Here is an 18,894-nt window from a genome sequence, read left to right as displayed (position 1 = left end):
GCCGTCCGAACCTGTGAGGTCCCTATGACCCGGGGTAGCCGGGGATATGAGTTCGGGACGCGGCGTCGGTGCCCGACGGCGGGCCCGGCGTCGGGCGTGCGACGGCGCCTCCCTCGGGTGCCGGCAGGCGCGCGGGGTGCCCGATTCGGTCCAGGCGCCAGGAGCAGGTATCCTTCTGCAGCCGGGTCTTCCCGGCTGGGTAGCGTGTCCGAGTGGCCTAAGGAGCACGCCTCGAAAGCGTGTGTGGGTGAAAGTCCACCGTGAGTTCGAATCTCACCGCTACCGCAGTGACGAAGGGCCCCGACCAGTGGTCGGGGCCCTTCGTCGTTGGTGCTGGCCTGGCCCGCGATCTCGCGCCCCCTGCTGCGTGTCGTGGCGGCGCGTGCGGGACGCTCGGGCCCTGTCCGTCTCCCGGGGGAGGTTGTGTTGTTCGTGCAGTCACCACAATTGTGGTGGCTGCGCGAGCAACACACCCCACCTCCCCGGCCACCGCCCGGACTCACCCCGTCGGAGCCCGTCCGGACCTGGCGAGTCGTGCGCACCACGCCATCGGGTCGAGGCCCGTCACCGTCCGCGGCGCCAGCCCCGCCGAGACCGACCGGCCCCACGGGCCCATTGGTGGAAGAGTGTCCCCGTGACTTCGAACGACGCCGAGCGCCCAGACGACCAGCCGAGACCGTCGGGCGCCTTCCCTGGCGCGCCCGACGTCGAGTCGGTCTTCCCCGAGGGCCAGGCGCCCAGCGGCGAGCCCGGCGACGGCTCCGCGGGGGCCCCGGCTCCGGGCGCAGCCGTGAGGACTCGCCGCCGCTGGTCGTTCGCGCGCGAGGTCGGCGTGATCGTCGTCGCGGCCCTGGTCATCTCGTTCCTCATCAAGACCTTCGTGGTCCAGCCGTTCGTCATCCCGAGCGAGTCCATGGAGAACACCCTCATCAAGGACGACAGGGTCCTGGCCTCGCGGTTCGTCCCGCGCTTCCTCGACATCCACCGTGGCGACGTCGTGGTCTTCAAGGACCCGGGCGGCTGGCTCGCGAGCCAGCCGCAGCAGGAGTCGACGGGCCTGGTCAAGGCGGGCGAGACGTTCCTGACCTTCATCGGCATCCGTCCGGTGGACGCGGGCGAGCACCTCATCAAGAGGGTCATCGGGCTGCCCGGGGACCACGTGACGTGCTGCGACGCGCAGGGCCGCGTCTCGGTCAACGGCGTCGCGATCGACGAGACGTACATCAAGCCGGGCTCGATCCCCAGCGAGATCGAGTTCGACGTGGTCGTGCCCGAGGGCTCGCTGTTCGTCCTGGGCGACAACCGGCAGAACTCGGGCGACTCGCGCTACAACACGGACAAGCCCGGGAACGGGTTCGTGCCGATCGACAACGTCGTGGGCACCGCGGTCGCCAAGGTGTGGCCGCTCGACCGGGCGTCGCTCATGCGCAACCCGGGGAGCGTCTTCGAGGACGTCCCGGAACCCTGAGCAGACTCACCCGCTCAGGCCGAGCGCGGCACCGCGTCCTCACCTAGCGTGGTGGGACGGCCCACGCTCGGAAGGACTCTTCGTGTCACTGCGTTCTGCTCGTCCTGTCGGAACGGTGCGCCGGGCGGCGCTCGGCGCGGGGGCGGTGGTCGCGGCACTGGCGCTGGTCGCCGGGTGCACGGGATCTCCGGGGCCCACGGAACCGGGCCCGACGGCGGAGCGCCCCACCGGGGACGTCTCACCCTCGGAGGAGCCCACGCCCGAGGAGCCGACCCCCACGCCCACGCCGACCCCCACGCGGGCGGCGTCGAACGTCCCGCTCACCAAGCTCGCGCCCGGCGAGAACCCGCCGCAGTTCATCATCTTCTCGTTCGACGGCGCCGGGTGGCACGACCGGTGGACCGAGTTCCGTGAGGCGGCGGCCCAGGTCGACGCCCGGTTCACGGGATTCCTCACGGGCATCTACCTCCTGACGGACGAGCACCGCGACGCCTACACCGGACCGGGGCACGCGCCGGGCAAGGCGTCGGTGGGGTTCGGCGGGGACGCGGCCACGGTCACGACCCTCGTGGGCGACCTCAACGCTGCCTACCTGGAGGGCCACGAGATCGGCACGCACTACAACGGGCACTTCTGCGCCGACAACCCGCCCGGTGGCGGGGACTGGACCACGGCCGACTGGAACAGCGAGCTCGACCAGTTCTTCGGCTTCTGGAACGACTGGCAGGAGATCAACGGCCTCCAGGACACGCCACCGCTCGAGATCCCGGCCTCCGAGGTCACGGGCGGCCGGACGCCCTGCCTCGAGGGCAACTGGGACCAGATCGCCCCGGCGTGGGCCGCGCACGGGCAGACGTACGACTCGTCGATCCCCGGTAGCGGCATCGCGTGGCCCAAGCAGGAGTACGGCGTGTGGGAGTTCCGGATGCAGACGACGAGCTCTCCGACGCTCGGCAACGTCATGGCCATGGACTACAACTTCTGGTACAAGTTCAACAAGGCGCAGAACCAGCCCGAGCGTGCCCCCGAGATCCGCGCCGCGGTCCTCGAGACGTACCGGCACATGTACGACGTCGCCTTCAACGGCAACCGCGCGCCCGTGCTCGTGGCCAACCACTTCAACCAGTGGAGCGGCAACGCGTTCAACCCGGCGGCCAAGGACTTCATGCTCGAGGCGTGCGGCAAGCCCGAGACCATCTGTGCCACGTACCAGGACGTCATCGCGTGGATGAACGTCCAGGACCCGGCGGTGCTGGCCGAGCTCCAGGCGCGTCCCCCGGTCTCGTAGGGCGCGGGTCGTGGCGAGCAGCGCGGGGCTCCTCCTGCACCGGGTCGGTGACGGGGGAGAGGTCGAGGTGCTCGTCGGGCACATGGGCGGTCCGCTGTGGGCGCGCAAGGAGGAACGCGCCTGGACCATCCCCAAGGGCGAGCACGACCCCGACGAGGACCCGCACGCCGCGGCGGTCCGCGAGTTCACCGAGGAGCTCGGGTCCGCTCCGCCCGAGGGGCCGGAGATCGACCTGGGGCAGATCAGGCAGCGAGCGGGCAAGACCGTTCGTGCCTGGGCGCGCCGCGCCGACTTCGACGCGAGCACCGCGACGAGCAACACGTTCGAGATGGAGTGGCCGCCGCGGTCGGGCCGGACGGCGTCGTTCCCGGAGCTCGACCGGGTCGCGTGGGTGCCGCTCGCGCGGGCGCGCGAGCTCGTGGTCGCGGGGCAGGTCGAGCTGCTCGACCGCCTCGCGGAGGCGCTCGCCCGGTCCTGAGGCGAGACCGTGCGAGCCGGCTCAGGCGTGGTCCGGCAGCGTCCGCAGCAGGTACCGCTCGGCCGAGCCGGCGTGCTGGGCCAGGTCCCACAAGGTCGAGGACGCTGCGCCCGAGGTCTCGGGGGCCGTGCCGTCGGCCCCGTTCCCGCCCGTCGGGTCGTCGGGGCTCAACGCCTGGAGGACCTGGTCGAGCTCGCCGCGGTTCAGCTGCGCTGCGTCGGCCAGGACGGTCAGGTCGCGCAACCCGTTGCGCAGCGTGTCGAGCTCGGCGAGCTGCCTGTCGTCGAGCCGGTCGCGGTCGGGCACCAGCTCGTCCTGCAGGCGGACGGCGTCCCGGAGCAGGGCGATCTCCTCAGGCTGCTGTGGACCGGACCTCTCCGACGAGGCACGGAGCGCGGTCGCGGTGGCCTCGGTCGCGGTCTCGATACGTCGTCGCAGAGGTGGGGGCCGGAAGCCCGGGATCACGGCGAAGCCGAGGACCACTCCGACCAGCACCGCGCTCAGGGTGAGCACCACGTACTGCGTCAGGAGGTCGACCGCGTTCAGGTCACGGGTCACGGAGTTGAAGCCGACGCTGACGACGACCATGAACGCGCCGCCCAGCGCCGGGCGGGTGACGACGTACCACAGCCCCAGGCACAGGGCGACGACCGCGACCAGGGTGAGATAGCGCGACGGGACGACCAGCAGGACCACCGCGACCGTGAGCGAGCCGGAGACCAGACCGATGATCTTGTTCCTCGCCTTGGCCACGGTGCCGCTCCAGCTGGCCTGGAGGATGCTGAAGGTGGTCAGCAGCACGGTCGAGACCAGGGGGTCGCCTCGTTCCAGGCCGGACGTGATCAGCAGCATCAGCAGCACTGCGAGCGCAGTGCGGAACGCGTGCCGGAACTGGATGGACTGCAGCCTGGCCGCGGGGTGCAGCACCGCGTCCTGGAGCTGGTGGCGCCGGTCCCGATCGAGCGTGACCGTGGCGGTGTCACGCTCCTGGATCGCCTGCTCGACGGAGTCCAGGGCGCGCGCTGCGTCGGTGAAGGGGGGCTCGGTGACGGCTGATGCCTGCGAGGGCGACGGTGCCTTGACGGGCTCGCCCCGCCGGGGCTTGGCCTTCATCTCCTCGGCCAGCTCGTGAGCCCGCTCGCGGAGCACGGTGTCGTCGGGATCGCCCGCCGCGGTGAGGTGTGCCGTGTGCAGGGCGAGGCGGTAGCGCGAGGCACCCTCGAGCGCGTCCGCGAGCCAGCGCTGCCTGCCGTCGCTGAGCCAGGTGCTGAAGGCGGTGGCGGTGGCGCTGCTCGGATCGTCGGCGACGAGCACCGCGGCGACCTGTTCGCGGGTCTGCTTGGACGGGTCCGAGATCCCCATCAGGATGCGCAGGACGAGCGCCACGGCGACCCCCGCGACGGCCGCCGCGATCACCTGCCGATGATCGGCCCCACCCATCGGTGCGTAGCCGTAGCCGAACACCGTGGTCATCCCGAGCCCCATCCCCGCGTTGCCGAAGCGTGGGCCGAGCAGGGGGAGGAGTGCGGCGACGAACACGAGCACCACGACGAGCGCGATCGCCGCGGGGCGCGAGGTCTCGGCCACCAGGCGCGGGACGGCTGCTGCGAAGATCAGCAGCGGGCCCATCACCGCAGCGATGCGGAGGTCGGCCCGGAGCGGACCGCCCATGAAGGCCACCAGCGCGAACATGCCCGTCAGGCCGCCGATGATCCCCACCGGGCCGGCTCCCCACGCGTCGGCGAGCAGCACGGAAGGGAGGACCACGATGATCATCAGCACGATCAGCATCGGGCTGCCCGGGGGACGCTTGGGCGCCTCGGCCTTGTTTGAACCCTTCACGGGCCCTCCTGGAAGGTCGGTCGGGCGGTTCTCCCCTCGACGGTACGGCGGAAGTGCAAGGGCTGCCTGGGCGGAAGAGGCGATCGCCCGTCCCGGAGGGGCCCGACGACGCAGCGCGCCCCGGGCGACCACCTCGCGCGGTGAGGTGGTCGCCCGGGGCGCGTGGCGCCGTCGGGCAGAAGATCACCCGGGGAGGCCCGAGACCCCCGTCAGCTCGTTGGGGACCACGTCGAGCGTGGTGCTCGCGTAGACCTTGCCCGACTCGACGTCGACCGCGTGCACGGCCTTCGTGGCGGGGTCCGTCACGTAGGCCGTGTGGTCGAGCACGAACAGCGTGGGGCGCGGGGCCTGCCAGTCGTCGGGCTCGGTCCACGCGTCGATCACCGCGATGGTGCTGGTGACCGCCCCCGAGGCGGGGTCGATGACGCGCAGCGCGCCGTCGGTCCCCAGGACGAGCGCCTCGCCGTGCGGGCCGCGGCCGAGCGAGCGGAACGTGTAGCTCGCGCCCGTGTCGACCAGGGTGATCTGCCGGCTCACGGTGTCGACGAGCGAGACACGGGTGGGGCGCTCGAGCTCGGCGTCCGGGTCGGACTTGTAGTCGCCCAGGACCACGGGTGACTCGTCCGAGCCGGCCTGGTTGCCGATCCGGCCGTAGGCGTCGGGCGACGCGATCTTGGTCAGCTCGCCGCCCGCGTAGACGACCACGCCGTCCTCGCAGCCCACGACCACGGCCTCGTCGGACGCGACGGCCTCGCCGTGCACGCCCGGGCAGGCGTCGGTGCGCGCGACCTCGTGGCGACCGCTGTCGAGGACCACGACGCTCGACCGCGAGTCCTCGGTGCCGTCGGTGACGAGCAGGTCGCCGCTCTCGAGCTCGACCGCGACGCCGTGGTGCGGGGACGGGGTCATGTACGTCGTGGTCTCGGGGTCGCCGTCCGCGAGGTCGTGCGGGTCGAACGACTCGACGAGCCCCGAGCCGTCGTTGAACAGGACCGTGCGGCCCGCGTGGCGGACCACGTGGCCGGGGTGGTTCGCGGCGAACTCGGTCTGCGTGAAGGCCGGCTCGGACGTGTAGAAGTGCGAGTGGTTGCCGTGCGGCTCGCCCCACGTGCCGAGGTCGAGGACCCGGAACGCGTCACCCGCGGAGACGATCACGTGGCGCTCGTCCCCCGCGGGGTTGATGCGCGTGAAGCCGTCGACCGGGAGGTCGGCGACCTGCTCGAGGCTCGTGCCGTCGAGGACGACGATCCCGCCGTCGTAGGTCACGGCGATGCGCGGGGTGTCGGTCGCGGCCTCGGTGCCGTGGCCGCCCTCCTCGTGCTCGTCGTGGTCGTGCTCGGACGCGTCGGACGTCGCGGCGGGGGAGGCCTCGCCCGTGGCGCAGCCGGCGAGCACGGCGGCGGGCAGGGCGAGGGCGATCCCCAGGGCGAGGTGGCGGTGTCTGGTGCTGGTCATGGCGTCACGGGACCCCGGCGGGTCCCACCGTCCTTCCGGTAGGTGTGGGCTGCGGCGCAGGGAGCGCGCCGAACTCGCACACCGTAGCAGAGAATGAGAACCGCTCTCATTATCAACTAGTGTGGGTGCTGCCGGGGTGGGGCGCTGGGGCCCGACCTACCCGCGCCTCGACCTCGTCATGCGTCCCGCGTGAGGAACCGCCACGAACCCAGGACGCCGACGACCGCCACCCAGGCGAGCGCGACGAGCGTCGCCGTCGGCCCGTCGAGCGTGCTCGGGCCCGCGTCGTACCAGGCCGACGCGGCGCGGTCCGGCAACCAGCGCGCGTGCTCGGTCGCGCCCGCGAGCAGCGGGGACACGACGAGCACCAGCGCGAGGACGCCGACGAGCGCGGGCACGAGGTGACGCACGACCAGCGCCACGGCGTGCGAGAACACCCCGATGACGACCAGGAACGCCGCGGCCCCCAGGAGCGGGCCCGCTCCGGCGTCGCCCGTCGCGGCGGGTGCGTCGAGGAGGTGCTGCGTGACCGCGGACGCGGCCAGGCAGGCGCCGAGCACCGAGACCGCGGTGAGCCCGACGGCGCAGATCGCCGCGACGCTCTTGCCCGCGACGAGGAGCCCGCGCCGCGGGACCGCGGTCAGGGTCGTGGCGACCTGGCGACCGGCGTGCTCCTGGGAGACCGGCAGCACGCCGACGAGCACGAGGCCTGCCACGACGAAGGGCACCGTGCGGAGCGTGAGATCGAGGGCCGTGACGGGCAGGCCCTGGTCGGCGGCCGCACCCGCCTGCGCGGCGGCGATCAGGGCTCCGACCACGGTGGTCCCGACGACCGCGAGGACCGCGCCGGGCAGCGTGCGGAGCTTGTCGAGCTCCGCGGCGACCACGGACGCCAACCCCCCGGCGCTCACGCGTCCCGCCGTGAGAACACGGTGCCCGCGACCGCGAGGAGCGCCAGGGCCCACGCGGCCATCACGAGCGCACCGGGACCGGGCGACAGGCCGCCCGCGACGGTGTCGACGTCCCCGAAGAGCCTGCGGCCGGCCATGTCGGGGAGCCAGTGCGCGAGCGGCGTGAGCATCGTGAGCAGGAGCGACACCGACACCAACGAGCTGTTGACCACGAGCACCAGGAGAGGGACGACCCCGCTGCGCGTGAAGACCGTGACCGCCAGGGCCAGGAGCGCCGTGAGGGTCCAGTAGAGGGCCGCGCCGAGGCAGCGCCGGACGGCCTCGTCGAGCGGGACGGTCGCGGTCGCGGCGTCGGCGATGATCGCCTCGGCGAGTGCGACGCTCGCCGGGACCGCCACGACCGCCGTGGCGATCACGAGCAGGACGACCGCGGTCACCTTCGCGACGAGGACGCTCGCGCGGCGCGGGACGGCCACGAGCGTCGTACCGATCTGCCGACCGCCTCCGGCGTCCGGGCTGTTCGCGGTGTACTCGCTGCTCACCGCGATCACGCCGATCACGACCGCGCCCACGGTCCCGATCGGCATCGCGGCGAACGCTGTGTCGAACGCGGAACCGTAGCCCGTGTCCTCGGGACGTCCGGCGACGAGCGCGTCGCGGACGCCGACCGCGTTGAGCAGGGTCAGCGCGGCCGTCCCGAGGACGGCGACCGCAGCCCCGGTCCACACCCCGGGCAGCGCCAGCATCTTCTGCAGCTCGGCGACGAACACGTTCCACCCCCTCACCGGACCGTCCCCTGTCCGTCGCTCGTGAGCGCGAAGAAGGCGTCCTCGAGCGTGTCGTAGCGGTGGGTCACGTCGGCGAGCGTCCCGTCCGCGACGACCCGACCGCCCGAGATGACCACGAGGTCGTCGGCGATGTCGGCCACCTCGCCCATGAAGTGGCTCGACAGCAGGACCGTGCCGCCGTGGTCCGCGTGCGCACGGAGCAGGCCACGGATCCACCGGATGCCCTCCGGGTCGAGACCGTTGACGGGCTCGTCGAGGACGAGCGCCTCGGGCTCGCCCAGGAGCGCGCACGCGAGACCCAGGCGCTGTCCCATGCCGAGGGAGTAGCGCCCCACCCGTGTCCGGGCGGAGGCCGTGAGCCCTACCTGCTCGAGCACCTGGTCGACGCGCCTCTGCGAGATCCCGTTGCTGCGCGCGACCCAGGAGAGGTGGTTGCGGGCCGTGCGGGAGCGGTGCGCTCCGGAGCCGTCGAGCATCGAGCCGAGGGTGCGCAGCGGGTCGCGCAGCGACCTGTACGGCTGCCCCCCGACGAGGGCACGACCCTCGTCGGCCCGGTCCAGGCCGAGGAGGATGCGCAGGGTCGACGACTTGCCGGCTCCGTTGGGCCCGAGGAAGGCGGTCACGCGGCCCGGCCGGGCCTCGAAGGCGACGCGGTCGAGGACGGTGCGGGGACCGTGGCGTTTGACGAGGTGCTCGATCTTCAACATGCCCACAGTCCAGCCGCCAGGAGCGCGCAGGGCATCGGACCGGAGGCCGGACCTGGGGTCCGGGCCTCGGCCCGCGGTCTCTCGGACCGTGGGCCGATGTGCGGCGGGCGGCGCGTCCCTAGACTCCGGTGGATGGAGACGACCGCCCGACCCGTGCTGCGATCCCGCGTCTGGCCGATCGCGGGCGGTCTCGTCGCGGCCCTCGTGCTCGGCCTGGCGACCCTCGGTGTCGGTCGCCCCGTCGAGGCCCTCGCCGTCCTGCTGGGTGCGACCGCAGTCGCGGCGGGCGTGCTGGCCTGGGCCCTCGTCCGTTCCCGGCGCGAGCGACGTGCCTTCGAGGACGACCTGACGGGCTGGGCGGCGGAACGGGCCGCTCAGGCCGAGAGGCTGCGCATCGCACGAGACCTGCACGACCTCGCCTCGCACGGGCTGGGGCTCATCACGGTGCGTGCGGCGTCGGCGCGCACGGTGCCAGGGCCGGGCGGCGATGCCGAGCGGGCCCGCGCCCTGGCCGACATCGAGCGCGCGGGCCGGGACGCGACCACCGAGCTGCGCAGGATGCTCACGGTCCTGCGCGGACCGGGCGACGAGGTCCCGCTGCGTCCGGCGGAGACGCTCGCCGACCTCCCGCGTGTCGTCGCGACCGCGCGGGGCGCGGGCCTCGACGTCGCGCTCGACGCCGAGGAGGTCGTGGCCTCGGCAGGAGTGGGCCTCTGCGTGTGCACGGTGGTCCGTGAGGCCCTCGCCAACGTCCTGCGTCACGCGGGGCAGACGCGTGCCTCGGTCGTCCTCGGCCGCGACGCCGAGGGCCTGCGGCTGGTCGTCGAGGACGACGGGCCCGTCGTCGGGTGGGAGCCTCACCAGGGGGCGGGGATGGGGCTCGCAGGCCTGCGCGAGCGGGTCGAGTCGCTCGGCGGCTCTCTCGTCGCGGGGCCCTCCTCCCGAGGTTTCCGCGTGACGGTCGTGCTGCCGGACCCGGCCCCGCCGGCCGCCGGCCTGCTGGGACGAGCGCAGTCGTGACGGTGCCGGTACGGGTGCTCGTCGTGGACGACCAGCCCCTGATCCGTCACAGCCTGCGGCTCGTGCTCGACGGTGCCGACGGGCTCACGGTCGTGGGCGAGGCGGGCTCGGGCGAGGCCGCGGTGGAGGTCGCGCGCCGGACCCGCCCCGACGTCGTCCTCATGGACGTCCGCATGCCCGGCGGTGACGGGATCGATGCGACGCGCCGGATCGCGGCCGACCCCGACCTCACGTCGACCCGCGTCCTCGTGCTCAGCATGTTCGAGCTCGACGAGTACGTCCACGGGGCCCTGCGCGCAGGCGCGAGCGGGTTCCTGCTCAAGGACGCCGAGCCCACGAGCCTCGTCGACGCCGTCCGGCGTACGCATGCCGGCGAGTCCCTGTTCGCCCCGGCCGTCCTGGCGCGGATCGTCGGGCACTACCTCGACGGTGGGCCGCAGCGCGGGGCCGTGGCGCCGCAGCTCCTCACCAGCCGGGAGGTCGAGGTGCTCGCGCTCGTGGGCCGTGGGCTGTCCAACCAGGAGATCGGGCGGAGGCTGACGATCTCCATGGGCACCGTCAAGACGCACATCGGCAACCTGCTCGCCAAGCTCGTCGCCCGCGACCGTGCCCAGCTCGTCATCGCGGCGTTCGACCACGGCCTCGTGACCGCCGAGCGCCCTGCGCCCGGGAGGCGCCCCGGTCCCGCGTGAGGGGCAGCCGGGCATCAGTGGTCAGGCGTTCGCCACGGGCCCGGGGTCTGGCCGTGACGCGTGCGGCTCGGCCACGACGGTCGACGCGACGGTTCCCGCCGCCCCTCGCCCCAGCCGCACGAGCTGGACCACGGCCCCGACGAGCAGGACCACGAGCGCGAGGTTGCGCACGGCCGCGACCAGGACGATCCAGGGCTCCCCGACCATGAACTCGTCGTACGCGACCGGGTAGAGGAGCTGCGTCAGACCAGCGGTGCCCAGGACTGCCAGCGCGGGCGCCGACCAGACGGAGCGGGCGCCCGGCCCGGCGAGCGCGATCGCGACGGCCACGGGAGGCCCGATCCACGCGACGAACTGCGGCGATCCCACCTTGTTGAAGACGATGAGGCTCAGCAGCAGGGCCGTCACGGACAGGAGGAACACGTCGGTGCGGACCTCGGGGCGCCGCCGCACGGCCCACCAGGACAGGGCCGCGATCGCGAGCACCGCGACGGGCAGCAGCACGTCGAGCAGCCGTCCCGTCACCGCGGTGCCGGGGCCGTAGATCTCGAGCGTGCGGATGTCCTGGTTCATCCAGACCCGGAACCGGGGGTCGAACAGCCGCAGCACGCTGAACGGGGTCGCGAACACCGACTCCGACTGGAGGCCCCGCGCGTCCTGGGTCCCGAACACCCCGAGCACCCGCTTGCCCGCTCCGCCCGCGAGGGCGAGCGCGACGACGACCGCGCTGACCGCAGCGCCCGGGAGCACGACCGTGCGCAACGGGCGCTTCGCGGTCGTCAGGAGCGCCACGACCACGGCCCCGGGGGCGATCTTGACCCAGGCACCGAACGTCGCGATCGCGGTCGCCACGGCCGGGCGGCGTACCGCGAGCGCGAGCGTGATCACGAGGAGGGCAGCGGCGACGCCGTCGAGCCTGCCCAGGAAGATGGGGCCGAGCGCGACGAGGAACGCGAGCCACCACCAGGCCGCGACACGGCCGCGCCCCGGCAGCCGCGCGAGGAACCACAGCGCGAGCGCGTTCAGCGCGACGATCAGCACGAGGAACTGCGCGTAGTACGCCTCGAACGACGTCCCCAGGAGCGCGGGGGCCGAGACCGGCACGAGCGCCCCGACCGGGTAGACCCAGTCGTAGTCGAGCACGGGCCAGATCCCGCGGTCCCAGCCTGCGCGCGCCCAGACCCGGTAGAGCTGCACGTCGCCCGAGATCCGGTACCCCCAGGTCAGGGCATCGACGACGAGCCAGGCGTGCACGAGCACGAAGCCCGCGACCAGGGCCCACGGCGAGCGCAGGGCCCAGGCGAGGAACCGGCGTCCGGTCGAGGCGGGCCGGGCGGCGGAGGTCTCGGGCACGGGCTCATCGTCGCACGACGGCGCCGCTCGCCCGGGGAGCGCGACACGCCCTGGACGCCGCACGCCGTCGGGCACGAAGAAGCGGCCCGGCCGGAGGCGAAGGGGACCTCCGGGCGGGCCGCCGGTCGCGCGGTGAGGCAGCACCGCGCGACGCGAGGGGAAGGACTCAGGCGCGCAGGATCAGCGCGTCCCCCTGGCCGCCGCCGCCGCACAGCGCGGCGGCGCCCACGCCACCCCCGCGGCGCTGGAGGGCGAGGGCCAGGTGCAGGGCCAGGCGCGCGCCCGACGCGCCGACCGGGTGACCCAGGGCGATCGCGCCGCCGTCGGGGTTGACGACCGCGTGGTCGATCCCGAGGTCCTCGACCGACTGGAGCGCGACGGCCGCGAAGGCCTCGTTGATCTCGACCAGGTCGAGCTCGTCGGCCTTCATGCCCTCGCGCTCGAGCGCACGCTCGATCGCGCGGGCGGGCTGGGAGTGCAGCGAGTTGTCGGGGCCGGCGACCTGGCCGGCCGACCGGATCTCGGCCAGCCACGTGAGGCCGCGGGAGACCGCGAAGGCCTTGCTGACGACGACGACCGCCGCGGCGCCGTCGGACAGCGGGGACGACGAGCCGGCGGTGATGGTGCCGTCCGCGACGAACGCGGGACGCAGGCGGGCGAGCGCCTCGACCGTGGTGCCGGGGCGGATGCCCTCGTCGTCGGCGACGACCACGGGCTCGCCCTTGCGCTGCGGGACCGTGACCGGGGCGATCTCCTCGGCCAGGCGCCCTTCCGCGCGGGCCGCGGCCGCGAGGGCGTGCGAGCGGGCAGCGTACTCGTCCTGCTCGGCGCGGCCGATGCCGCGCGTGGTGCAGCCGCGGTCGGTGGCCTCGCCCATGATCTGACCGTCGAACGGGTCGCGCAGGCCGTCGTGCGTGAGCGAGTCCGCGATGGTCACGTCTCCGAACGCGAAGCCCTTGCGCGAGCCGAGCACGAGGTGCGGCGCGTTCGTCATGGACTCCTGGCCGCCCGCGACGACGACCGACGCCTCGCCCGTGCGGACCAGGCGCGCCGCGTCGATGATCGCGGTCAGGCCCGACAGGCACAGCTTGTTGATGGTGACCGTGGGGACGTCCCAGCCGATCCCGGCCGCGATCGCGGCCTGCCGGGCCGGCCCCTGGCCGCCGCCCGCCTGGATGACCTGGCCCATGATCACGGCGTCGACGTCGGAAGCCGCGACGCCAGCGGCGTCGAGCGCGCCGCGGATCGCGTGCGCGCCCAGCTCGTTCGCCGACAGGGACGCGAGCGCACCCTGGAAGCGCGTGAACGGCGTGCGCGCACCGTGCAGGAGGACGGGGACGTGGGCGTCGTTGCTCATGAGGTGCTCCGTGGGAGAAGGGGACCCGGCGCCGTGCGTTTCAGGTGAACGAGGAGGTCCGGTACGGCGCCGGGTGGTCTTGTGGTGTCGACGGGTGGCCGCTGCGGGCCAGGTGTGGCAGGAGAGGGTGCGGCACTCCCGGTACGGGGAGCGCCGCCGGCGAGGGGCTACACGAACGCCGAGACGCCCGTGATGTCGCGACCCACGATGAGGGCCTGGACGCTCTCGGTGCCCTCGTAGGTGTGCAGGGCCTCGATGTCCGCGAAGTGCCGCGCGACGCGGTTCGCGAGGAGGATGCCGTTGCCGCCCAGCATGTCGCGCGCGCTCGCCGCGATCTCGCGTGCGCCGCGCGTGCTCGTGTACTTGGCGATCGACGCCTGCGGGCCGGAGAGCTGCCCGGCCTCGTCGAGGCGGGTCATCTGTGCGACCAGGAGCTGCATCTGGGTGAGGGTCGAGAGCATGCGGGTCAGCCGCTCCTGGACCATCTGGTTGGCCGCGAGCGGGCGGCCGAACTGGACACGCTGCTTGGCGTAGGCGACGGCCGTCTCGTAGCAGGCGGTCGCGTGCCCGACGGCGGACCATGCCACCCCGAGGCGCGTCGCCTGGAGCACGCGGCCGGTGTCCTTGAACGACCGTCCGCCCGGGAGCATGGCCGAGGCCGGGACGAACACGTCGGTCAGGACGATGTGGGCCTGCCAGATCGCGCGGAGCGAGACCTTGCCCTCGATGGTCGTGGCCGCGTAGCCCGGGGTGTCCTGGGGCACGAGGAACCCGTGCACCTGGTTGTCGCCCTCGTCCCCGACAAGTCGCGCCCACAGCACCGTGATGTCGCCGCACGACCCGAAGCCGATCCACTTCTTCTCGCCGTCGATCACGAAGCCCTCGACGCCGTCGCGGGTCTCGCGGCGGGCCGTGGTCTCGAGCGAGACCGAGTCCGAGCCGTGCGTGGGCTCGGTCAGGGCGAACGCGCCGAGCTTCTCACCGCGCGCGAGCGGGCCGAGCCACTCGGCCTTCTGCTCGTCCGAGCCGAGGAGCTGGATCGAGCGCAGCGCGAGGCCGCCCTGGACGCCGCAGATGGTCGCGACCGAGCCGTCGCCGCGCGACATCTCCATCTCGGCGAGACCGGCGCCCATGAGGCTGATCCGTGGCGCACCGGGGACGTCGACGCCGTCCCGCAGGAAGTCGAGCTCGCCCATGCGCTTGGCCAGACCGAACGGCACCTCGGCGCGCTCCCAGTACCCGTCGATCACGGGCAGGACCTCGTCCTGGACGAACGTGCGGACCCGCTGCTGCAGGTCGCGGTCGGCGTCGGTCGCGTCCGAGAACGCGCCGGCGTAGTCGATGCCGAGCGGCTGCGAGAGGTCGTAGTCCGGCTCGGTCACGTTCTGGCGGACGGGGTTCTCGATCGTCATGGGGGATGCTCCCGGGGTCGGGCCGGACGTCGGTGTCGGGCGATCCCCCCATGGTGCGTGATATCCCGTCTCAGGTCAAGAGACGGGGTATCACGGGCGGGCCCGGTGCCCGGCCTGACCAGGGGGAGCGCTCAGGCCCGCGCAGCCCCGGCGATGTTCACGAGCCAGCTCACGCCGAACCCGTCGACGCACATGCCGAACGCGTCTCCCCACGGCGCGACCTCGAGCGGCACGGTCACGCTCCCGCTCGACGAGAGCTTGTCCCAGTAGCCGCGCAGCTCGGCGTCGTCGGACTGCTCGCCGCTCAGCGAGATCGAGAAGCCGGCGCCGGTCGGGACCTCCATCGAGCTCGGGGTGTCCGCGGCCATGAGGACCAGGCCGGTGGGGGACTCGAGCTGGGAGTGCATGACCTTGTCGGCGTCGGCAGGGTCCTCGGAGGCCTGGAAGTCGGCGAACGTGCTGATCGTCACCTCGCCGCCGAACACGTCGCGGTAGAACCCGATCGCCTGCCGTGCCTCGTCGCGGAAGTTCAGGTAGGGGTTGAGTCGCGTGACCATGATGGTGCCGCCTTTCCCGTCGCGTCCTCGCGTCATCGGGCCGGAAGTGGTGCGCCCGGCGCGAGCAGGGCGCACCTTCGAGTATCCGCCCGGCCCACCCGGACGCAAGGGGTGGCTTCAGGGGGTGGTGGCGGGGGCGCTCGCCGCGACCTCCAGGGCCTGGGAGCGCCGGTCGATGCGCCACCACACGAAGAACCCGACGAGCGTGAACGCCCCGTAGAACACGTACATGAACGCGGACGCGTAGAAGCCGGCGTCGACCAGCAGGGGCACGCCCACCACGTCGACGGCCACCCAGATCAGCCAGAACTCGACCCATCCCTTGGCCATGCCGTACGTCGCGAGCAGCGAACCCATGAAGATCCATGCGTCGGCCCACACGGGCTCGTAGGACTCGAGCATCCGGAAGATCGGGGTCAGGACGAGCGTCCCGCCCACGAGCGCCACGACGAGGAAGGTTCGTTGCCGCCACGTGGCCCATCGTGGTTCGACCGAGACGCCGTGGCTGTCCGCGTCGAGACCGGCCGCGTCCTGGTCGAGGCGCGCACGGGTGCGCCGCCACTGGACCCACCCGTACACCGACACGACGACGAACATGACCTGGCGCCCGGCCTGGCCGAGGAGGTTGACGGGGTTGGGCGTCGCGAACACCGCTCCGAGGAACACCGTGAGGAGCAGCAGGTTCCCGACGATCCCTACGGGCCACGCCCAGATCTTGCGCCGCATGCCGCCGAGCGCGGAGGCAAGGCCGAACCCGTTGCCCACGATCTCGCGCCACAGCAGGTGCTGGCCGCCGATCGTCAGCTGCGCGTCGAAGAGCGCGTGGAGCAGGTCCATCGATGTTCCCTCGTCCCGGGCACGTCGGCTCCGGGGTGAGGGCGGGCGTCGGGTCGGGGGAGCCCTGTCCGGGCTGCCCGACGGCGGCGCTCACCACGGCGAGACCGGTCCGGACGGTCGGGGGTGGGCGCGACGATCACGTCGTGCTCAGCCCGGCCGGGGACGGCCGCGCCGCACGTGCTTCCTCCCATCCGGACTTTCACCGTCGGTCCTGGAGTTCCACCAGGTCAACCGCGCGTGGGCGCGGGTCGCGGACTGTCACCGCCGGCTCGGAATTGCACCGACCCCGGAGCACGTTCGTGCGTACTGCTTGCTGTGTGCTGCAACCGCAGATGCTACCCGTGCATTCCCGGGGCTCGTCGGTGCTGGGCCGAGTGCGTGGTTCGGCTGCGACACGCCCGGCGAGTCGCGGCCGAATCACGCACCCAACGCGTCGCGCACGGCCCGGGCCACCTCGTCGGGGTCGGCGTCGCCGTCGAGCACGGTCACCACGACGCGGCGGGTCGGTGCGGTGCTGGCAGCAGCGGGGGCAGCCCGGTCGGCCGTGCTCTCCGTGCCTGCCGTGCCCACCCCGCTCTCGGCACCTGCTGTGCGCGCCGGTGCAGGCGACGTGGACGCGGTGGCGGGCTCCGTCGTCGGGCCCGCGGGGTTGCGCGCCGCGCGGCGCAGGTCCGCGAACGCCTCCTCGAGCTCGGGGCGCAGGTCCTGGTCGGGGTCGCGCAGCCAGCGGCGCAGGATCGCGTTGTGCACCGCGACGACCGACGCCGCGAACGCGACCGACGCGGTCGAGTGCCGGGTGTCGGCGGGCAGGGTGTCGCGCAGGTAGGACGTGAACGCGCGCTCGTAGCGGTGCGTGGTCACGAGCTCGCGGTCGCGCAGCGCCGGCACGTCCTGCAGGAGGCGGTGCCGCGCGACCGACGTCTCGCGCTGGCCCACGTGGTGGTCGAACACGAGCCGTGCCGCCTTGCACACCTCGACGTACGGGTCGACGTTCTCGAGCTCCTCGGGGGTGACGCCGCGGGCGGCGGGCCGGGTCTCCCCGAGGAGGACCACCACGGCGTCCAGGAGCAGCTCGTGGTCCGCGAAGACCACGTCCTCCTTGGAGCGGAAACGGCGGAAGAACGTGGCCCGGCTGATCTGCGCGGCGTCGGCGATGTCCTCGACGGTCGTCTGCTCGTAGCCCTTCCGGGTGAACAGCTCGATCGCCGCGTCGACCGCCTGCGCGTGGGTGTTGCTTCGTGCGGCACTCATGAACGGGACGGTACACCGCGTGCAGCGGGCGGGGCATGCTGCGGCGAGGCCGTGGGAGAGCGCTGCTCGTCAGTCGGTCGGTGGGCACGTCGCCCGAGAATCGGCGGTCGGTCGCCGCGCGCGGTGCTGGCGGGTTGGCGGCTGTCGCCGCGCGCCGGGCCCGACGGCGTCGCTACAGTGACGAGAGAGGCGGCGACAGGCCGACGCGACCCGGAGGCGACGCGGATGACTGACGGTGACGAGACGCGGGCTGCCGGCTCCGACGACGGAGCCGAGGGCGGCGCAGGCGAGCAGGCCGCGCGTTCGTGGAAGAGCGTCGACCACCACGCCCAGCGCGACAACCTGGGCGACCGGTTCGCGCGTGGTGGTCCCGCCGACTTCCTGTACGGGGCCGTGGTCTCGGGGTTCATGCTCGCGGTCTCGAGCACGCACGACGCGTCGAGCGACTTCGTGATGCTCGCGGTGGCCGGCGTGCTCGTGGGGTACTGGGCGGCGCACGTGTACGTGTCGGCGATCGGCGGGCGGTTCCGCGACACCGACCACACCATCACCGAGCGCCTGAGGCTCGCGTCGTCGGACGAGGTGTGGGTGCTGATCGGCGGGGTGCCCGCGCTCGGGGTCTTCCTCGTGGGGAGGGTGTTCGGGCTGGACGTGGTGGACGCCGCGCTGATCGCGCTGTGGTTCACGGTGCTGATGCTCGCGGTCGTCGGCCACCTCGCGGCGCACCGGGCGGGCGTCCGAGGGTGGGCGCTGACGGTCGAGACCGTGGTCGCGGGGGCGTTCGGTCTGCTCATCATCGGGTTGAAGACGCTGCTGCACTGAGGTGCTGCCAGCGAGGGGCTACCCCGCGGTCGGACGAGGCGGGTGGTAGTCCGTCTGCTCCTCGACGGGGGCGCGCCGGAAGTCCCCGGCGCCGTTGACGACCTGCCCGCGCGCCAGCGTGATCCCCGCTGCCCGACCGGCACCCTTGAGCAGCGCGCCACGTGAGGCGACGTCGGGTGAGTCGCCCGGCTCTCCGCCTTCGAGTGTGCAGCCGCGGGCCTCGATCGGGCCGAGGACCTGGCAGCCGTCGCCGTATGCGCCGGGGGCGAGGAGGAGCGCCATGCGATAGCGGCCGTCCGGGCCGACGTGCAGCTTGTCGCCGTCGGCCACGAGCGTGCAGCCGCCAGGGCCGAGGATCGTGCGTTCCCCGACCCGGACCGACCCGCCCTCGGTCGCGCTGATCCGTGTGCCGGGGTGCAGGACGGCATCGCGGGCCACGACGACGCTCGACGCCTCGTCGCACGAGACGACGACGGTCGGGTGGAGCACCGCCCCGGCGGCGATCCGAGCCCGGGGCGAGACCCAGACGGCGTCCGGGGCCGGGACGACGACGCCGGACGCGACGAGCGTGTCGATACCCGCGCGGTCGAGGAAGGGAGCGGAGGGCTGCTGCGGGTCCGGGGGGTCGGTCATGACGAGGACTGTTTCACATCGCC

General features: G+C 73.2%; 18 protein-coding genes, 1 tRNA gene and 1 riboswitch. Of the genes, 7 read left to right on the top strand and 12 right to left on the bottom strand.

Translation table 11 applies throughout. The annotated features are described in order from the left end of the window. Window positions 1–198: 198 nt before the first annotated feature. The 4 genes from OERS_RS08840 to OERS_RS08825 all read left to right on the top strand — a co-directional run bounded on the left by OERS_RS08840 (window position 199) and on the right by OERS_RS08825 (window position 3,234). Window positions 199–285: transfer RNA gene (locus tag OERS_RS08840), tRNA-Ser, on the top strand. Window positions 286–634: 349 nt separating this feature from the next. Further along, window positions 635–1,468: a signal peptidase I gene (gene lepB / locus OERS_RS08835; protein ID WP_082618101.1), complete on the top strand. Its 834-nt coding sequence runs from the start codon at window positions 635–637 to the stop codon at window positions 1,466–1,468. Between the two features lie 82 nt (window positions 1,469–1,550). Beyond that, window positions 1,551–2,756 (top strand): polysaccharide deacetylase family protein, encoded by a 1,206-nt coding sequence (locus OERS_RS08830; RefSeq protein ID WP_068625487.1) that lies wholly within the window; start codon window positions 1,551–1,553, stop codon window positions 2,754–2,756. Between the two features lie 10 nt (window positions 2,757–2,766). Beyond that, window positions 2,767–3,234 (top strand): NUDIX domain-containing protein, encoded by a 468-nt coding sequence (locus OERS_RS08825; RefSeq protein ID WP_056644960.1) that lies wholly within the window; start codon window positions 2,767–2,769, stop codon window positions 3,232–3,234. 21 nt (window positions 3,235–3,255) lie between these two features. Here the strand turns inward: OERS_RS08825 and OERS_RS08820 are convergent, their stop codons facing one another. The 5 genes from OERS_RS08820 to OERS_RS08800 form a co-directional block, all read right to left on the bottom strand. Beyond that, window positions 3,256–5,076 (bottom strand): FUSC family protein, encoded by a 1,821-nt coding sequence (locus OERS_RS08820; RefSeq protein ID WP_068625486.1) that lies wholly within the window; start codon window positions 5,074–5,076, stop codon window positions 3,256–3,258. Between the two features lie 183 nt (window positions 5,077–5,259). Next, the gene (aztD, locus tag OERS_RS08815) at window positions 5,260–6,531 is read right to left on the bottom strand and encodes a zinc metallochaperone AztD (RefSeq protein ID WP_068625485.1); all 1,272 of its coding nucleotides are present in this window, start codon (window positions 6,529–6,531) and stop codon (window positions 5,260–5,262) included. A 176-nt stretch (window positions 6,532–6,707) separates the two neighbouring features. Further along, on the bottom strand, window positions 6,708–7,442 hold the full coding sequence (locus tag OERS_RS08810) for a hypothetical protein (RefSeq protein ID WP_068625484.1): 735 nt from the start codon (window positions 7,440–7,442) through the stop codon (window positions 6,708–6,710). Continuing rightward, on the bottom strand, window positions 7,439–8,227 hold the full coding sequence (locus OERS_RS08805) for an ABC transporter permease (RefSeq protein ID WP_197487139.1): 789 nt from the start codon (window positions 8,225–8,227) through the stop codon (window positions 7,439–7,441). The genes OERS_RS08810 and OERS_RS08805 overlap by 4 nt, the downstream gene beginning before the upstream one ends. Then, complete coding sequence (locus OERS_RS08800; protein ID WP_056644971.1) at window positions 8,224–8,937, bottom strand: ABC transporter ATP-binding protein; 714 nt, start codon at window positions 8,935–8,937, stop codon at window positions 8,224–8,226. The genes OERS_RS08805 and OERS_RS08800 overlap by 4 nt, the downstream gene beginning before the upstream one ends. A gap of 132 nt (window positions 8,938–9,069) precedes the next feature. Here OERS_RS08800 and OERS_RS08795 point away from each other — a divergent pair, with 132 nt between their 5' ends. Together OERS_RS08795 and OERS_RS08790 are read left to right on the top strand one after the other, a co-directional pair. Further along, window positions 9,070–9,957, top strand: coding sequence for a sensor histidine kinase (locus OERS_RS08795; RefSeq protein ID WP_068625483.1), 888 nt, complete (start codon window positions 9,070–9,072; stop codon window positions 9,955–9,957). Next, a complete protein-coding gene (locus OERS_RS08790) occupies window positions 9,954–10,649 on the top strand; it encodes a response regulator (protein ID WP_068625482.1) in 696 nt (231 codons plus the stop codon). The genes OERS_RS08795 and OERS_RS08790 overlap by 4 nt, the downstream gene beginning before the upstream one ends. Before the next feature lie 21 nt (window positions 10,650–10,670). Here OERS_RS08790 and OERS_RS08785 read toward each other — a convergent pair whose 3' ends face one another. The 6 genes from OERS_RS08785 to OERS_RS08760 all read right to left on the bottom strand — a co-directional run bounded on the left by OERS_RS08785 (window position 10,671) and on the right by OERS_RS08760 (window position 17,416). Next, complete coding sequence (locus tag OERS_RS08785) at window positions 10,671–12,002, bottom strand: glycosyltransferase 87 family protein (RefSeq protein ID WP_082608379.1); 1,332 nt, start codon at window positions 12,000–12,002, stop codon at window positions 10,671–10,673. Between the two features lie 166 nt (window positions 12,003–12,168). Beyond that, complete coding sequence (locus OERS_RS08780; RefSeq protein WP_068625481.1) at window positions 12,169–13,359, bottom strand: acetyl-CoA C-acyltransferase; 1,191 nt, start codon at window positions 13,357–13,359, stop codon at window positions 12,169–12,171. Between the two features lie 167 nt (window positions 13,360–13,526). Continuing rightward, entirely contained in the window at window positions 13,527–14,771 is a 1,245-nt protein-coding gene (locus tag OERS_RS08775) for an acyl-CoA dehydrogenase family protein (protein WP_056760798.1), read from the bottom strand. Between the two features lie 131 nt (window positions 14,772–14,902). Next, window positions 14,903–15,328, bottom strand: coding sequence for a VOC family protein (locus tag OERS_RS08770; RefSeq protein WP_068625480.1), 426 nt, complete (start codon window positions 15,326–15,328; stop codon window positions 14,903–14,905). A 117-nt stretch (window positions 15,329–15,445) separates the two neighbouring features. After that, the gene (gene pnuC, locus OERS_RS08765; protein ID WP_068625479.1) at window positions 15,446–16,165 is read right to left on the bottom strand and encodes a nicotinamide riboside transporter PnuC; all 720 of its coding nucleotides are present in this window, start codon (window positions 16,163–16,165) and stop codon (window positions 15,446–15,448) included. Between the two features lie 173 nt (window positions 16,166–16,338). Further along, window positions 16,339–16,464, bottom strand: a riboswitch (FMN riboswitch). Between the two features lie 118 nt (window positions 16,465–16,582). Beyond that, window positions 16,583–17,416, bottom strand: coding sequence for a TetR/AcrR family transcriptional regulator (locus tag OERS_RS08760; RefSeq protein ID WP_068625478.1), 834 nt, complete (start codon window positions 17,414–17,416; stop codon window positions 16,583–16,585). A gap of 225 nt (window positions 17,417–17,641) precedes the next feature. Between OERS_RS08760 and OERS_RS08755 the strand changes: the two genes are divergently transcribed. Continuing rightward, a complete protein-coding gene (locus OERS_RS08755) occupies window positions 17,642–18,238 on the top strand; it encodes a hypothetical protein (RefSeq protein WP_056644994.1) in 597 nt (198 codons plus the stop codon). Between the two features lie 18 nt (window positions 18,239–18,256). Here OERS_RS08755 and OERS_RS08750 read toward each other — a convergent pair whose 3' ends face one another. Further along, window positions 18,257–18,871 carry an LbetaH domain-containing protein gene (locus tag OERS_RS08750; RefSeq protein WP_068625477.1) on the bottom strand — a complete coding sequence of 205 codons (615 nt, stop codon included), beginning with the start codon at window positions 18,869–18,871 and terminating at the stop codon, window positions 18,257–18,259. Between the last annotated feature and the right edge of the window lie 23 nt (window positions 18,872–18,894).

It is taken from the genome of Oerskovia enterophila, from assembly GCF_001692445.1.
GTDB classification, from domain to species: Bacteria; Actinomycetota; Actinomycetes; order Actinomycetales; family Cellulomonadaceae; genus Oerskovia; species Oerskovia enterophila.
This window is presented reverse-complemented; position numbering and strand designations above follow the sequence as displayed.